Origin of the sequence: Streptomyces griseoviridis (assembly GCF_005222485.1) — a bacterium.
GTDB lineage: Bacteria > Actinomycetota > Actinomycetes > Streptomycetales > Streptomycetaceae > Streptomyces > Streptomyces hintoniae.
In genome coordinates, this window is sequence record NZ_CP029078.1 from 3,665,089 (window position 1) to 3,680,930 (window position 15,842).

The window sequence follows — 15,842 nt, forward strand, 5'->3', positions numbered from 1 at the left end:
CCGCAGTGCCCCGCTTCAGCATCATCCTGCCCGTCTTCAAGGTGCAGGGCTTTCTGCGCGAGTGCCTCGACTCGGTCCTGCGCCAGTCGTACCGGGACATCGAGGTCATCGCCGTCGACGACTGCTCCCCCGACGGCTGCGGCGCCATCCTCGACGAGTACGCCGCCCTCGATCCGCGGCTGCGCGTGCTGCACCTGCCGGAGAACGTCGGCCTCGGCCGGGCCCGCAACGCCGGGATGCCGCACGCCCGCGGCGACTTCCTGTTCTTCCTCGACAGCGACGACACCCTCACCCCCGGCGCGCTGCGCGCGATGGCCGACCGGCTCGACGAGACCGGCGACCCCGACGTGCTGGTCTTCGACTACGCGCGCACCTACTGGTGGGGCGGCACCCGCCGCAACGTCCTCGCGCAGGTCCTCGCCGACGCCGCGGGTGCCACCTTCACGGTCGCCGAACGCCCGGAGATCCTCGACCTGTTGATGGTGGTGTGGAACAAGGTGTACCGGCGGGAGTTCGTGACCGGGCACGGCTTCGCCTTCCCGCCCGGCTACTACGAGGACACCCCGTGGACGTTCCCGGTGCTGCTCAGCGCGGAACGGATCGCGACCCTGGACCGGATCTGCCTCGACTACCGCCAGCGCCGCCAGGGCAACATCCTGTCCACCACGAGCCGCAAGCACTTCGACATCCACGACCAGTACGCCCGGGTCTTCGACTTCGTCGACTCCCGCCCCCAGCTCGCGAGTTGGCTGCCGTATCTGCACGCCAAGATGGGCGAGCACTGTCTCGACATCCTCTCCAAGCCGGACCGGCTGCCGCCCGCCGACAAGGCCGAGTTCTTCCGCCGCACCGCCGAGATGTTCCGCGCCCGCCGCCCGGCCGGTGCGGTCGTCCCGCCCGAACTGCGGGTGCTCCAGGGGAGTTACCCGCTGTACGCGGCCCGGATGCGGGCCGACCGCGGGGTGCGGGAGCTGCGCCGCCGCTCCCAGCGGCCGCGCCGGGCGGCGGCCGCCCGGCTGACCCGCGCCGCCTCGGCGGTCACCGCCCGCCGCTCCCTCGACCGGGAGCTGGTGGTGTACTCGGCGTTCTCGCACCGGGGCGTGCTCGGCGACCCGGGCGCGATCTACCTCAAGTCCCGTGAGATCGCGCCGAGGTTGCGCGGGGTGTGGGTGGCGCGCGACGAGGAGACGGCGGCGCTGCTGCCGCCGGACGTCGAACGGGTCGTCCTGGACACCCCGGAGTACCGGCGGGTCACCGCACGGGCCGGTTTCTTCGTCAACAACGTCAACTGGCCGGGCACGCTGGTCAAACGGCCCGGCAGCGTGCACATCCACACCCATCAGGGCACCCCGCTCAAGTACATGGCGGCCGACCTGCTGGCCAAGCCGGGCGCCCGGCTCGGGGTGGACGTGCCGCAGATGCTGCGCCGCGCCGACCGCTGGGACCACAGCCTGGTCGCCAACCTCCACTCGGAGCTGGTCTGGGAGCGGGCCTACCCCTGCCACTTCACGTCGGCCCGCACCGGCAGCCCGCGCAACGACGTCCTGGTCGCCGCGGATCCCGAGCGGATCGCGGCGGCCCGCGCCCGGCTGGGCGTCCCGGACGGCCACACGGCGGTGCTGTACGCGCCGACCCGCCGCGAGTACCGGCGCGGCGGCCATGTCGAGCGGCTCGACCTGGCCAGGTTCGCCGAGGACCTGGGCCCCGGGCACACCCTGCTGGTGCGGCTGCACCCGTCGCTCGCCACCGGGCCGGCACGCGGCCTCGGCCTGTCCGAGCTGCACCGGCGGGGCGTCCTGGTGGACGCCACCGACGAGCCGCACGTCGAGGACGTGATGCTCGCCGCCGATCTGCTGGTCACCGACTACTCGGCCCTGATGTTCGACTACGCCCTCCTCGACCGGCCGATCGTGCTGCACGCCGACGACTGGGACGCGTACACCGCGAGCCGGGGCGTCTACTTCGACGTCACCGCGGAGCCGCCGGGCCATGTGGCGCGGTCCTACCGGGAGTTGGCGTGGCTGCTGGCCTCCGGGAGCTGGCGGGACGAGGAGTCGGCGCGGCTGCGGGCGCGGTTCAGGGACCGGTTCGGCGGGTTCGACGACGGGCGGGCGGCCGAGCGGGTGGTGCGGACGCTGCTGCTGGGCGAGGACCTCAAGAGCGACGCGAGCGACATGGGCGACGCGGGCCACACGGGCACCGCGAGCGGCGAGGGCGGCGACGGAGAGGGGGCCTCGGCGTCCCGGGTGCCGTCGCCGCACTCCGCCCCCGACGACCTGCTCGCCTCCTCGTGAGGCCGCGCACCTGGGTCCTGGTCCTGGCCGCCGCCTTCGCCGTGCTCCAGCTCGCGAACGTCACCGGCCGGGACACCCCCGACACCAAGAACTACCTGTCGTACGCGCTGCGGCTGCGCGGCGACGACCTGCGGACGGCGACCGCCGCCACCGTCGACTACGTGTGCGCGGGCGCGGGGTCGATCGCGCACCGCAACCAGTTGGTGGACGTGGTGCGCTTCCACGCCCCCGATCCGGCGCCCCGGGTGAGCGCCGAGTGCCGGGCCGACCAGTGGGGCAGCGTGGAGCGGCGGCTGGAGACCGGGGACACCGGCGGGTACACGGTGCCGTTCTCGTCGCCCCGCTTCCAGCGGATCTTCGAGGCGCGGCCCGGGTACCCGCTGTTCCTGGTGCCGTTCCTCACCCTGTTCGGGGTGACCTGGGGGCTGTGGGTGGCGGGGGTCGTCGTGACGGTCGCGGGCGGTGTCCTCACCTATCTGATCCTGCGCGCCCTGAACCTGCCGGTGCCGCTGGCGCTGACCGGGCAGGCGCTGTTCTGTCTGCTGCCGTGCGGGACGACCGCGATGCGCCCGATGAGCGAGGGGCTGCTGCTGACGCTGACCCTGGCCGCGCTGTGGGGCTGCGCGCTGGTGCTGCGCGGCACCCGGACGCGGGCGGGGTGCGCGCTGGTCGCCGGCGCGCTGCCGGCGCTGTTCGCGGTGAAGCACTCGCAGTCGCTGTTCCTCGGCCTCTGCCTGGCGGCGGCGGGCACCACGGTCGCGGTGGCGCGCCGGCGGCGCGGCAGGGGGCCGGGGCGCGGGGTGCTCGCGGTGGCCGGGATCGGGCTCGGCGCGGCTCTCGGCACGCTGCTGCTGGCGCGGCTGCTGGGCTATCCGTCCGAGTCGGAGAGTCTCCAGGATCTGCTGACCGGGCACTTCGGGCGTCCTGACCGGCCCCGGCCGTGGGCGGAGTTCCTCCATCTCCAGCTGAACTTCTGGGTGGAGTGGCTGCGCAGGCAGGCGTGGGAGCCGGTGTTCGTCGCGACGCTCGCGGCCGGCGCGTGGGGTGCCGTGCGGCGGCCCGCGTTCGGGGCGTTCCTGCTGGCGGGCGCCTTCACCGGCGTGCTCACCCAGGCCGCGCACCCGGACATCGGCATCTGGGGCGACCGGCTGATCGTGCTGGCGTGGCTGCTGCCGGTGATCGGGGTGCCGTTGCTCCTCGAACCGATGGTGCGGACCCGGGTGCGGGTCCCGGAGCAGGGCCACGGAGAACGGGCGGCTCACTCGATGAGGTGAAAGGCAGCCTGAGTGTTCACCCGACAAGGTGATCTACTGCCATGCCGTTGACGTGCTCGGGAACATACGACAAATGCTCCGAGCACCCCTTTCGACCCCGTGAGCGCCGGTCTCACCGTCCGGCGGCCCACGCGTGGCGCGACGGCGCTGCGCGGCGGCCGGATCTGGCGTCCGACGCCGTACCAGGTCTTCGGCTTCCTGTTCTGGCTGGTGATGTCGCTGGCGTACTGGAGGGTGCCGCTGTGCTGCGACGCCGGCCAGCACGCGGCCGTCGTCGAACGCCTCAAGGCGTCCCTCCTCGACCCGCGCCACCCGATGGCCGACCTGCCGGGCGCGGGCAGCCCTTACTACTCGCCGTACGCGCTCGCGCAAGGCGTCCTCGCCCGGCTGACCGGGCTGGCCGGCTGGGAGGTGCTGCGGCTCGCGGGCCCGCTGAACCTGGTGGTCCTGCTGACCGGGCTCGGCCGGCTGGTGCGGGCGCTGACGCCCCGCCCGTGGGCGCCGGTCCTCGCGCTGGCCGCGATGACGCTGCTGTGGGGCACCGAACGGGCCTGGTGGAGCGGGTACCTCGGCCTGATGTCGATGACCGGCAACCTCGGCTACCCGTCCACGTTCGCGATCGGCCTGGCGTTCTGGGCGTGGGCGCTGACCGGGGCGCGGGCCCGCAACACCGGCCGGGTGCGCTACGTCGGCCCGAGCGGACTGCCGAACCTGGCCGGGTACGCCGGGCTCGGCGCGCTGTACGGGCTGATCCTGCTGGTCCACCCGATCACGTCGGTCGCGGCGGTGCTGGGCGCGGTGGCGTTCGTCGCGGGCTGGCAGCGCGGCTGGAGCCCCGAGGTGCTGGGCCGCTGGGCGCTGACCGGCACGGTGGCGCTGCTGGTCGCGGCGGCGTGGCCGTACTTCGACGTGTTCGCGCTGGCGGGCGACCCCAGCGTGGACGCCATGCACCGGCGGCTCTACGACGGGCTCGGCGGCCACTTCTGGCTGGCGGCGCTCGGCCTGCCGGCCCTGTGGCTGCGGGCCCGCCGCACCGCCCGCGCGGACCGGGCGGGGGGCGACCGGGGACAGGTCCGGCCCCGCGAGGCCGGATCAGGGCGTCTCCCACCGGGGCGGGGCCGGGTCGCGCGGATCGGGCCCGCGCGGATCTGGGCCTGGGTCAGGGATCCGCTGGTGCTGCTGTTCCTGCTGGACTGTCTGGTCGTCGCCTACGGCTGGGCCAGCGGCCACTACACCTACGGGCGGATCCTGGGGCTCACGCTGGTGCCCGCGCAGTTCGCGCTGGCCGTGGAGCTGGCCGCGCCGCGCCCCTGGCCGGCCAGGCGCAGGGTGCTCGGGTGGCTCGCGGCGGCGGGCGCGTGCGCCGGGTTCCTGACCGTGCAGGCCGGGGCCGTGGTGCCGCGCTCCCTCGACCCGGTGGGGTTCGAGCAGCCGCCGCGCTGGCCGACGTACGGCTGGGCCGCGCGGCACATCAAGCCGGGCGAGACGGTGATCGCCGACGGCTACTACTCCGTGCACGCGCTCGCCGGGTACGGCGCCGACCTCGCCGCGCCGGCCTGGCCCGACGCCTCCCTCGACGAGCGGGAGCGGCTGCGGCGGGTCGCCGACGTCCGCGCCTACCTCGCCCAGGACTCGACCCGCGCCCGGCGGGCCGCCGTCGTACGCCGCTACCACGTGCGCTGGCTGCTGCTGACGCGCTGGCACACGGTGCCCGAGGAGGCGGTGGTGGTGGCGTGGAGCCGGCGGACCGGTGAGGTGCTGGCGCGGGTCGGGCCGTACGAGCGGGCGACTACTCGATGACGAGGTCGACCTCGATGTTGCCGCGGGTGGCGTTGGAGTAGGGGCAGACCTGGTGGGCGGTCTCGACCAGCTTGCGGCCGGTGGCCTCGTCCACGGTGTCCGGCAGCTCGACGCGGAGGGTGACCTTGAGGCCGAAGCCCTCGCCCTGCTTGCCGATGCCGACCTCAGCGGTCACGGCCGCGTCGGTGACGTCGACCTTGGCCTGCCGGCCGACGAGGCCGAGGGCGCTGCCGAAGCAGGCGGCGTAACCGGCGGCGAACAGCTGCTCGGGGTTGGTGCCCTGGCCGCTGCCGCCCATCTCGACCGGCGGCGCCAGCTGGAGGTCGATCTTGCCGTCGGAGGAGACGGCACGACCGTCACGGCCGTGGGTGGCGGTGGCGACGGCGGTGTAGAGCGCGTCCATGGAGAACCATCCCTCTCAAGTCGGAGCCGGCGGCCCCTGGCGGTGCCGCCTCACAGGAGAAGTAGAGCACACAATTAAATTGTGCACAACCAAATCGCTCACCGGCAGCTATCCTGGCGTCATGACCACGCCGCCCACCGCCGACTGGCTCCGCCTCGACCAGCAGATCTGCTTCTCCCTGAACGCCGCGTCGCGCGCCTTCGGCGGCCTCTACCGGGTGCTCCTCAAGGACCTCGGACTCACCTATCCCCAGTACCTGGTGATGCTGGTGCTGTGGGAGGACGGCGAGCTGCCGGTCAAGGAGCTGGGCGCCCGGCTGCGCCTCGACTCCGGCACCCTCTCCCCGCTGCTCAAGCGCCTGGAGACGGCGGGACTCGTCCGCCGCGAGCGCAGCGCCCGCGACGAACGCTCGGTGCGGGTGCGCCCCACCGAGGACGGCACGGCCCTGCGCGAACGCGCCCTCGAGGTGCCCCGCCGGATCGCCGCCGCGACCGGCTTCGACGTCGACGAGATCCGCGCCCTGCGCACCCGCCTCGACGACCTCACGACGGCCCTGGACGCGGCGGCCCGGCAGGCCGGACCGGCGGACCCGGCGGACCAGCGGCCGTGACCGCGGGACCGCGCGCCGCCGGCTCGCGGCGGACGTACAGACGCAGGCTCGCCCCACCGCGCACCGGGGCCTGACCCCGCCCCGCCGGGCTGAACTCGCGCCTCAGCAGGGCGAGTTTGGCCCGCTCGACGGGATCGGCCGGAAGCGGCCCGGGGCGCAGCGCGTACGGCTCGGCGACGACCCAGAGCCGGTGCGCCCCGGCGAGCCTGCGCCGCAGTTCGACGGCGCCCACCTCACGCCCGTACAGCGTCCCCGACCGGGCCCCCGACTCCCGCAACGCCACGTCCCGGGCCGCCGCGAACCCCGCCGGGTAGGCGAGCGCCGACCGCCGCCCGATCGCGGGCAGGAACAACACCGGCTCACCCGGCCGCAGTTGACGGGCGGCCGCCCAGGAGAGGGCGGCGAGATCGTCGGGACGCTGAGCGGCGGCCCGCCCGGCCCGGTGCGGGACGAGGGCGTACCCGACGAGCAGGAGAACGGGGACGACGACGAGACCGAGAGCGACGACACCGGCGAGCGCGGGGGCACGGGCGTCGGCTCGGCGGTCGGCCCATGTCCCGAGGAAGGTGAGGGAATCGGCTGGGCGATCGGCACGGGTGCCGGGGAAGGTGAGGGAACCGGCTGGGCGGTCGGCACGGGTGCCGGGGCGGGCCCTGCGGTCGGCCCAGCTCCCGAGGAAGGTGAAGGCGCCGGTCAGAGGCTCTGCCCAGGTCCGCGGGCGGACGCGCCGGCGGGCCCGGTCGTCGGGCGCGCGGTCGGGTCGGGTCCGAGGGGCCGGGGCCGGGCGGGCCCGCAGCGGGAGGGCGCGCCCCGCCGCCGGGCGGGCCCGTCGTCGCAGGGCGTGCGTCACCGCCCCGGCGAGCGTCGCGAGACCTCCCGCCGTCAGCAGCGGCAGCCCCGCGAGCGCGTACAGCACGTACCGGTCGTCGTACATCGGCCGCAGCCGCGAGACGGCGATCAGCAGCGCCGGGGGCGTGAGGACGAGCGGGAGCGCGACGCCGGTCAGTGCGCGCGGGCCCGCGCACGCCCCGAGGAGCGCCAGCGCCACGCACGCCCAGAACACCACCCCGGTCGGCACCGGCACGAACGCCCGCAGCAGCCGCTCCGCGCTCCCCCACCCCGGGGTGCGCAACCACGCCACCTGGTCCGCCTGGGCCCGGGAGACCAGCGCCAGAGGGAGCGTGACGATCCCGACCGCGCCGACGGCGCACGCCCAACGCCCCCACACTCCCCGTCGCACCCGCGCGCACGCCAGTGAGACGGCGTGCGCGCACACCGCGAGCGCCGCCAGTTCGTGCAGCAGACAGCTGACGGCGAGCACCGCCGCGTACGCCCACCAGGGCCCGTCCCCGTCGACCGCGCGCACCAGCAGCAGCGTCGCCGCCAGCACCCCCGCCGAGACCAGCGCGTACGAGCGGCCCTCCTGCGCGTAGTAGCCGACCATCGGGGTCGCGGCGTACAGCAGGCCCGCCGCGCAGCCGGCCCACGCGCCCGCGAGCCGGGCGCCGAGCGCGCCGACCAGGCCGGCCGCAGCCGCGGCCCCGCACACCGAGGGCAGCCGCAGCGCGATCTCGTCCGCGCGGACGGCGAGCACGGCGTGCATCAGCAGGTAGTACAGGCCGTGCACCGCGTCCACGCCGTGCAGCAGCCGCCAGATCTGCGGGACCGTGCGCCGCGCGACCTGGAAGGTGACGCCCTCGTCGCGCCACATGCCGCCCCGGTCGAGACCGCACGCCCCGATCGCGGACATGACGGCGGCGGGGAGGCCCACGGCCGTCGCCCGCGCCCACCGGCTCTCGCTGTCCACGCCCCCGAGTCTCTGCTGTCGGCGCGCTCTTACCGAAGATTGACGGCGTATCGGCACGCCCGAGGCATTCGCCCGGCTTACGATCCGCCGTGATGAACGCCGCCCCCAAAGCCGTCACGACCCCTCTCGCCCGCGCCCTGCGCGCCGTCACCGCCCCCTTCACGCCCGCCCTGCGCGCCCTCACCACCCTCGCCACGACCGTGTCGCACACCCTGCGCCGAGTCCTCGGACCGCACCGGCTCGCCGTCCTCGCCGCTCTCTGGGTGGCCGGCCGGGCGGCGATGCTGTGGCTGCTCGTCGTCGCCGGGCGGCCCGCGCTGGGGTGGGGCGGGGTCGGGCGGGAGGTGTGGCGGCTCTACCACCACTGGTACGGCGTCCTCGCGCACGGTGCCTTCCCCGCGCACGACCCGCTGTGGCAGTACCCGCCGGGCGCCGGCCCGGTCCTGCTGGCGCCCGCGCTGCTGCCGGGCCTGACGTACTTCCAGGCGTTCGTCGTCCTCACGCTCGCCGCCGACGCGGCCGTCACGGCGGCGCTGGCCCGCGCGGGCACCCGCCCCGGCCGCTCGCTGCGCGGCGCCGCCTACTGGACCTGCGGGCTGCCGCTCCTCCTGCATCTCCCGCTCGCCCGCTACGACGTGCAGGTCACCGCGCTCGCCGTCATCGCCCTGTTGACGGCGACGCGCTCCCCGCGCGCGTACGGCGCGTTCGCGGCGCTCGGCGCCCTGGTGAAGGTGTGGCCGGTGCTGGTGCTGCTCGGTGTGGCGCGGGGGCGGGACACCCGGTCGGCGTGGACCTGGGCCGCGGCCACCGGCGCGACCGCCCTCGCGGTGCTGGCCGCCCTGTTCGCGCACCCGCTCGCGTTCCTGCGCCAACAGGGCGGCCGGGGTGTGCAGATCGAGTCGCTGGGCGGCACCGTGCTCGGTCTCGCGACCCACGCGGGGTGGCCCGGCACGGTGCGCTACCGGTACGGGGCGATGGAGTTCACCGGCCCGTACGTGGGCACGGTCGCGCGGCTCTCCCTGCTGCTCACCGGGCTCGCCCTCGCGCTGATGCTGCTGTGGCGGCTGCGGGCCGGGCACCGCACCCCGGCGACGCCCGCCGACGCCGCGCTCAGCGCCGTCCTGCTGTTCACCGTGACCAGCCGGGTGATCAGCCCGCAGTACCTGATCTGGCTGCTGGGCCTGGCCGCCGTCTGCCTGACCTCACGGCACACCGCGCAGCGCCCGGTGGCCGTGCTGGTGCTGGCCGCCGCCGCGGTCAGCGCCGTCGTCTACCCGGTCCTGTACGACCAGGTGACGGCCTGCACCTGGACCGGGTGCGCCCTGATGGTCGTCCGCAACGGGCTGCTCACGGCGGCGGCCGTCCGGTCCTGCACACGGGTGTGGCGGGCGACCCGGCTCGACACCGCGCCTCCCGCGCCCCGGGGCGTGCGCGGGGCCGTCGTTCCCGCCCCCGCGTCCGGCCCGCGCCTGCTTCACTGAGAGGCCAACCGACGAGGGGACGGCCGCACATGACCTGGCTGATCACCGGCGGCGCCGGTTACATCGGGGCGCACGTCGTCCGCGCGCTGGCCGCGGCGGGCGAGCAGACCGTGGTGTACGACGACCTGTCGACCGGCAGCGCCGCCCGGGTGCCCGACGGGGTGCCGCTGGTCACCGGCTCCACGCTGGACGGCGAACGGATCGCGCGGGCGCTGGCCGACCACGAGGTCACCGGCGTCGTGCACCTGGCGGCGAAGAAGCAGGCCGGTGAGTCGGTGGCGCGGCCGCTGCGCTACTACCGGGAGAACGTCGAGGGGCTGCGGGTCCTGCTGGACGCGGTGACGGCGGCGGACGTCGCGTCGTTCGTGTTCTCGTCGTCCGCGGCCGTCTACGGCATGCCGGACGTCGAACTGGTGACGGAGGACACCCCGTGCCTGCCGATGTCGCCCTACGGCGAGACCAAGCTGGCCGGCGAGTGGCTGGTGCGCGCCACCGGCCGGGCGACGGGCCTGGCCACGGCGTCCCTGCGCTACTTCAACGTGGCGGGCGCGGCCTCCCCCGACCTCGCCGACCCCGGTGTCTCCAACCTGATCCCGATGGTCTTCGAGAGGCTCACCGAGCACGCCCCGCCGCGCGTCTTCGGCGCCGACTACGACACCCCCGACGGCACCTGCGTCCGCGACTACATCCACGTCGCCGACCTGGCCGAGGCCCATGTCGCGGCGGCGCAGGTGCTGCGCTCCCGCCCCGGCCGCGACCTGACCCTCAACATCGGCCGGGGCGAGGGGGTCTCGGTGCGCGAGATGATCGACCGCGTCACCGCCGTCACCGGCCACGACCTCGCCCCGGTGACCGCCCCGCGCCGCCCCGGCGACCCGGCGCGCGTGGTGGCGTCGGCCGACCGGGCGCTGACCGAACTCCCGTGGAAACCGCGGCACGACGTCCAGGACATGATCAGGTCGGCGTGGGAGGGCTGGCTGCGCCTGCACCCGGAGGCCGCCGCCCGTCCCTAGCCCCGCGCCTACTGGTTGTTGAGGTACGCCAGCACGGCCAGCACCCGGCGGTGGCCGCTGTCGCTCTGCGGCAGGCCGAGCTTCAGGAACACGTTGCCGATGTGCTTGTGCACGGCGCGTTCGGTGACGACGAGCGTCCGCGCGATCGTCGCGTTGTCGTGGCCCTCGGCCATCAGCCCGAGCACCTCGCGCTCCCGCGGGGTCAGCGCGTCCAGCGGCGAGTCCTTGCGGCGGGTGAGGAGTTCGGTGACGACCTCGGGGTCGAGGGCGGTGCCCCCGGCCGCGACCCGCTCCAGCGCGTCGAGGAACTCGTCGACCCGCCCGACCCGGTCCTTGAGGAGGTAGCCGAGCCCGCCCGCGCCCCCGGCGAGCAGTTCACCGGCGTACGACTCCTCGACGTACTGGGAGAGCACCAGCACCGGCAGCCCGGGGATCAGCTCGCGCGCCTCGATCGCCGCGCGCAGCCCCTCGTCGCGGAATCCCGGCGGCATCCGGACGTCGAGGACGGCCGCGTCCGGGCGGTGGTCGAGCAGGGCGGGCAGCACCTCGGGCCCGGTGCCTGCGACCGCCACCACCTCGTGCCCCGCGGACGTCAGCAGCAGGACGAGGCCCTCCCGGAGCAGGGCGTTGTCCTCGGCGATCACGACTCTCACGGCAGTTCCGCCTCGGCTCGGGTCACCGTGCGGCGACGCTCAGCGGGCAGCCTACCGACCGCGCCCGCGGCGTCTCAGGGCGCCTCGCGTCCGCGTCCGCGACGGCCGCCGTCAGCCGCTGCTCCCTCATGCGCCTCGCGCACCTCACCCGGACCACCCGTCCCGCGCGCGGCTCACAGCGCCTTCAGCGCCGCGGCGGTGGCGCGGGCCAGCGCGGGCAGGTACGCCTTGGGGAGCTTGGGGCTGCGGATGACGACGGCGCGCCAGTACAGCGGCCCCGAGATCAGGTCGAGGGCGAGGTCCTGGTCGATGTCCCGGCCGACCTCGCCGCGCTCGGCCGCCGCGCCCATGATCGCGCTGGCGACGCCGTCCTGGCCCTCCCGCAGCGCCTTCCGCATCGCCTCGGCGATCTCCGGGTTGCGGGCGGCCTCGGCCTGGAGGTCGGGGATGATCTGCGAGGCCACCGGGTGGCGCAGGGCGCGGGACGTCACCTCGTACAGCAGCCGCAGGTCGCCCTCGAGGGAGCCGGTGTCGGGGGCGGGCAGGCCCTGCACGGCGACGGCCGACACCAGGTCGAGCACCAGGTGCAGCTTGGAGCGCCACCGCCGGTACACCGCGGTCTTGCCGACCCCGGCCCGCCGGGCGATGCCCTCGATCGACATCCGCGCGTAGCCGACGGCCGCGAGTTCCTCGAAGACGGCGGCCCTGATGGCCTCCGTCACGTCCTCACGGAGCACGGCCGCCCCGGCGGGGGCGCGGCGCCGCGGACGCGTCTGGGGCTCGTCGGCGTTCGTCGTCATGCCGACCAGCATAGGGCGTTACGACGAAACGGTTGCGTTGCGACGTCGATGCGGCCTACTCTCACGTTGCGACGATACGGTCCCGTCCCGACGTAAGAAAACGTGAAGAGAAGCGTAAGGAAACACCGGGTGACGCCCCCGCAGGACCACGGCCGCAGGCCCCGCCGCGGCCGGCCCCACGTCCCCACCCGCCCCGCCCTCCCCCTCTCCCACCCCCCAATTCCCCGATCCCCCGGTCCCTCCCCCTTCGAGCGAAAGCAGCGGATGTGAGCCAGGCACTCGACACACCGCCCCCGACGCCGGCCCCGCCAGGCGACGACCTCGCGGCGCTCGCCGCCCGCCACGGCCTCACGGTCAGCGGCGCCCGCCCCACCCTGTCGGAGTACGTCCGCCAGCTCTGGGCCAGGCGCCACTTCATCGGCGCCTTCTCCACCGCCAAGCTCACCTCCCAGTACAGCCAGGCCAAGCTCGGCCAGGTGTGGCAGGTCATGACGCCGCTGCTGAACGCGGCCGTGTACTACTTCATCTTCGGCATCCTGCTCGGCACCAAGAAGGGCGTGCCCGACTACATCCCGTTCCTGGTCACGGGCGTGTTCATCTGGACGTTCACGCAGAGCTCGATCCTGGCCGGCACCCGCGCCATCTCAGGCAACCTCGGCCTGGTCAGGGCGCTGCACTTCCCGCGGGCCGCGCTGCCGATCTCGTTCTGCCTCCAGCAGCTCCAGCAGCTGCTGTTCTCGATGTGCGCCCTGGTGGTGATCCTGCTCTGCTTCGGCGTGCCGGTCTCCCTCTCCTGGCTGCTCGCGGTGCCCGCGCTGGTCCTCCAGTTCACGTTCAACGCCGGAGTGGCGATGGTCGTGGCGCGGATGGGCGCGAAGACACCGGACATCGCGCAGCTCATGCCGTTCCTGCTGCGCACCTGGATGTACGTGTCCGGGGTGATGTGGAGCATCGACAAGCTCACGGAGAAGGACCACCTGCCGCATATCGTGACCCTCGCGCTGGAGACCAATCCGGCGGCCGTCTACATCGACCTCATGCGCTACGCGCTGATCGACAGCTTCCACGCGAGTCAGCTCCCGCCGCACGTGTGGCCGGCGGCGACCGCGTGGGCGCTGATCGCCGGAGTCGGCGGGTTCATCTACTTCTGGAAGTCCGAGGAGACGTACGGCCGTGGCTGAGAACACTTCCGAGCTGGTCCCCACCGTCGTCGCCGACGGCGTCGACATCGTCTACCGCGTCAACGGCACCGGCGCCGGACGCGGCTCCGCGACCGCGGCCCTCAACCGCATCCTGCGCCGCGGCAAGGCCGAGAAGGCGGCCGGCGTGCGCCGGGTGCACGCCGTGCGGAACGTGTCGTTCGTCGCCCACCGGGGCGAGGCGATCGGCCTGATCGGCACCAACGGCTCCGGCAAGTCGACGCTGCTCAAGGCGGTCGCGGGCCTGCTGCCGGTGGAGAACGGCCGGATCTACACCGACGGCCAGCCCTCCCTGCTCGGCGTCAACGCGGCCCTGATGAGCGACCTCACCGGCGAACGCAACGTCTACCTCGGCGGCCTCGCCATGGGCATGTCCCGCGAGCAGATCAAGGAGCGCTACGACGACATCGTCGACTTCTCCGGGATCAACGAGAAGGGCGACTTCATCACCCTGCCGATGCGCACCTACTCCTCCGGCATGGCGGCCCGCCTGCGGTTCTCCATCGCCGCCGCCAAGGACCACGACGTGCTGCTCATCGACGAGGCGCTCGCCACCGGCGACCGCAAGTTCCAGAAGCGCTCCGAGGACCGCATCCGCGAGCTGCGCAAGCACGCCGGGACGGTGTTCCTGGTCAGCCACAACAACAAGTCGATCCGCGACACCTGCGACCGGGTGCTGTGGCTGGAGCGCGGCGAGCTGCGCATGGACGGCCCGACGGACGACGTCCTCAAGGAGTACGAGGCCTTCACCGGCGACAAGGGCGACACCAAGCCCAAGGCGAAGCCGAAGGCAGCCGCCGCGCCGAAGACCCCGGCGGCGGCCTCCGTCTGAGCGTCAGCCGAGGGCGCCCGCGTCGTGCACGACCTCGCCGCCGATCACCGTGGCGCCCACGGTCAGGGTGTCGATCCGCCCGGGGTCGACACCCAGCAGGTCGTCCGAGAGGACCGCGAAGTCGGCCAGCATGCCGCGGGCGAGGCGGCCCTTGCGGTCCTCGGCGTGCTCGGCGTAGGCCGACCCCACGGTGTAGGCGTACAGGGCCTGCTCGGGGGTGACCGCCTCGGCGGGGGCCAGCGGGACCCCGGCCGCGGTGCGGCGGTTGACCATGTCGTGGATGCCGAGCAGCGGACTGCCGTGCGCCACCGGGGCGTCGCTGCTGCCGGGCAGGACGGCGCCGGCGTCCAGCAGGCTGCGCATCCGGTAGCAGTGCTCGGCGCGCTCGGGGCCGAGCGCGGTGATCATGCCGTCGCCGATCTCGGAGACGAAGCGCCCCTGCGGCACCGGGATCACCTGGTTGGCGACCAGCCGGCGCACCTGCTGGTCGGAGGCGACGGCGAAGTGCTCGATGCGGTGGCGGGCGTCCCGGCGCGGATGGGCCGCCTGCGCGGCCTCGAAGGCGTCCAGGACGACGTCGACGGCGGCGTCCCCGATGGCGTGGGCGGCGATCTGCCAGCCGCACCGGTGCGCCTCGGTGATGGTGCGGCGCAGCCACTCCTCGTCGAACTGGAGGAAGCCGACGTTGTCGGGTTCGTCCTGGTAGCCGCAGCACATGTGGGCCGAGCGGCCGATCAGGGAGCCGTCCGTGGCGATCTTGGTGGCGCCGATCTTCAGCCGGTCGTCGCCGAACCCGCTGCGCAGCCCCAGGTCGAGCCCGAACCAGGTGGCGCCGTCACCGACGGGCCCCAGGTCGTGCAGAACGGTCATGTAGGGCATCACCGTGGTGCGGATCCTCAGCGCGCCCTCCCGCACGGCCCGGTGGAAGGCGTGCAGGTCGGCGGGGCCGTGCCCGACGTGTTCGGCGGCGGCGATGCCCGGCTCGGTGAGGCTGGTGATGCCCTCGGTCACGCCCTGGTCGTTGCCCGCCGCGATGGCCGCGACGATCGCGTCCGCGGGGGTGGGCCGGAACGCCCTGGTCACCAGGTGCTGGGCGGTCTCCTGGAGCAGGCCGACCGCCCTGCCGTCCGCCGCCCGCTCGACGTGGCCGCCGTCGAGGTCGGGCACGCCGAACCGGTCGGTGAAACCGGCGCGGGTGAAGGCGGCGGTGTTGGCCACGCCCATGTGGCAGGAGACGTGTTCCAGCCACACCGGACGCCCCTGTGCCGCCTCGTCGAGGGCCTCGGCCGTCGGATGGGCGCCGATCTTGTTCTGGTCGTAGCCCGCGCCGAAGATCCACTCGTCGGGCCCGAGACCGGCCGCCCGCTCCCGCACCGCCGCGTACAGGGCGTCGAGGGTGGGGACGGTCCTGGCGTGCAGGTCGAGCTGGAGGAGCCGGCGACCGCGCATGCTCAGGTGCTGGTGGGCGTCGTTGAAGCCGGGCACCGCCGGGGCGCCCCGCAGGTCGTGGACCCGGTCGGCGGTGCAGCCGGCGACGTCGTCGTCCAGGCCGGCGATCCGGCCCCCGATGACCCCGAGGGTGTGGGCGGTGGGCCGGTCCGGGTCGAGGGTGGTGAAGCGGCCGTTGGTGAACAGGGCGTCCAAGCGCATGACTGGTTCCTAGCGAAGAGGGTTCG

General features: G+C 74.4%; 13 protein-coding genes. 8 read left to right on the forward strand and 5 right to left on the reverse strand.

The window, feature by feature from the left end; genetic code table 11:
- Nucleotides 1-5: 5 nt before the first annotated feature.
- The 3 genes from DDJ31_RS15415 to DDJ31_RS39155 all read left to right on the forward strand — a co-directional run bounded on the left by DDJ31_RS15415 (nucleotide 6) and on the right by DDJ31_RS39155 (nucleotide 5,368).
- On the forward strand, nucleotides 6-2,294 hold the full coding sequence (locus DDJ31_RS15415) for a bifunctional glycosyltransferase/CDP-glycerol:glycerophosphate glycerophosphotransferase (protein WP_127179713.1): 2,289 nt from the start codon (nucleotides 6-8) through the stop codon (nucleotides 2,292-2,294).
- Nucleotides 2,291-3,568 carry a hypothetical protein gene (locus tag DDJ31_RS15420; protein ID WP_127179712.1) on the forward strand — a complete coding sequence of 426 codons (1,278 nt, stop codon included), beginning with the start codon at nucleotides 2,291-2,293 and terminating at the stop codon, nucleotides 3,566-3,568. The genes DDJ31_RS15415 and DDJ31_RS15420 overlap by 4 nt, the downstream gene beginning before the upstream one ends.
- 99 nt (nucleotides 3,569-3,667) lie before the next feature.
- Nucleotides 3,668-5,368 carry a hypothetical protein gene (locus DDJ31_RS39155; protein ID WP_240678197.1) on the forward strand — a complete coding sequence of 567 codons (1,701 nt, stop codon included), beginning with the start codon at nucleotides 3,668-3,670 and terminating at the stop codon, nucleotides 5,366-5,368.
- Here the strand turns inward: DDJ31_RS39155 and DDJ31_RS15435 are convergent.
- A complete protein-coding gene (locus DDJ31_RS15435) occupies nucleotides 5,358-5,771 on the reverse strand; it encodes an organic hydroperoxide resistance protein (protein ID WP_127179711.1) in 414 nt (137 codons plus the stop codon). The two genes, DDJ31_RS39155 and DDJ31_RS15435, sit on opposite strands and share 11 nt — an antisense overlap.
- 121 nt (nucleotides 5,772-5,892) lie before the next feature.
- Here DDJ31_RS15435 and DDJ31_RS15440 point away from each other — a divergent pair, with 121 nt between their 5' ends.
- On the forward strand, nucleotides 5,893-6,381 hold the full coding sequence (locus DDJ31_RS15440) for a MarR family winged helix-turn-helix transcriptional regulator (protein ID WP_127179710.1): 489 nt from the start codon (nucleotides 5,893-5,895) through the stop codon (nucleotides 6,379-6,381).
- Here DDJ31_RS15440 and DDJ31_RS39160 read toward each other — a convergent pair.
- Complete coding sequence (locus tag DDJ31_RS39160) at nucleotides 6,314-8,188, reverse strand: glycosyltransferase family 39 protein (RefSeq protein WP_346656283.1); 1,875 nt, start codon at nucleotides 8,186-8,188, stop codon at nucleotides 6,314-6,316. The two genes, DDJ31_RS15440 and DDJ31_RS39160, sit on opposite strands and share 68 nt — an antisense overlap.
- A 281-nt stretch (nucleotides 8,189-8,469) precedes the next feature.
- On the opposite strand from DDJ31_RS39160, the gene DDJ31_RS15450 reads away from it, so the two are divergent.
- Nucleotides 8,470-9,669, forward strand: a complete 1,200-nt coding sequence (locus tag DDJ31_RS15450; protein ID WP_240678427.1) for a glycosyltransferase 87 family protein — start codon at nucleotides 8,470-8,472, stop codon at nucleotides 9,667-9,669.
- Nucleotides 9,670-9,698: 29 nt separating this feature from the next.
- Nucleotides 9,699-10,682 carry a UDP-glucose 4-epimerase GalE gene (gene galE / locus DDJ31_RS15455; protein ID WP_127179708.1) on the forward strand — a complete coding sequence of 328 codons (984 nt, stop codon included), beginning with the start codon at nucleotides 9,699-9,701 and terminating at the stop codon, nucleotides 10,680-10,682.
- 8 nt (nucleotides 10,683-10,690) lie between these two features.
- Here galE and DDJ31_RS15460 read toward each other — a convergent pair whose 3' ends face one another.
- Both DDJ31_RS15460 and DDJ31_RS15465 read right to left on the reverse strand, forming a co-directional pair.
- On the reverse strand, nucleotides 10,691-11,335 hold the full coding sequence (locus tag DDJ31_RS15460) for a response regulator transcription factor (RefSeq protein WP_127179707.1): 645 nt from the start codon (nucleotides 11,333-11,335) through the stop codon (nucleotides 10,691-10,693).
- Nucleotides 11,336-11,508: 173 nt separating this feature from the next.
- Entirely contained in the window at nucleotides 11,509-12,135 is a 627-nt protein-coding gene (locus DDJ31_RS15465) for a TetR/AcrR family transcriptional regulator (RefSeq protein ID WP_127179706.1), read from the reverse strand.
- A gap of 266 nt (nucleotides 12,136-12,401) precedes the next feature.
- Between DDJ31_RS15465 and DDJ31_RS15470 the strand changes: the two genes are divergently transcribed.
- Entirely contained in the window at nucleotides 12,402-13,316 is a 915-nt protein-coding gene (locus tag DDJ31_RS15470) for an ABC transporter permease (protein WP_127179705.1), read from the forward strand.
- On the forward strand, nucleotides 13,309-14,166 hold the full coding sequence (locus tag DDJ31_RS15475; RefSeq protein ID WP_127179704.1) for an ABC transporter ATP-binding protein: 858 nt from the start codon (nucleotides 13,309-13,311) through the stop codon (nucleotides 14,164-14,166). Before DDJ31_RS15470 ends, DDJ31_RS15475 begins: the two co-directional genes overlap by 8 nt.
- A 3-nt stretch (nucleotides 14,167-14,169) precedes the next feature.
- Here the strand turns inward: DDJ31_RS15475 and DDJ31_RS15480 are convergent, their stop codons facing one another.
- Nucleotides 14,170-15,816: an amidohydrolase gene (locus DDJ31_RS15480; protein WP_127179703.1), complete on the reverse strand. Its 1,647-nt coding sequence runs from the start codon at nucleotides 15,814-15,816 to the stop codon at nucleotides 14,170-14,172.
- Between the last annotated feature and the right edge of the window lie 26 nt (nucleotides 15,817-15,842).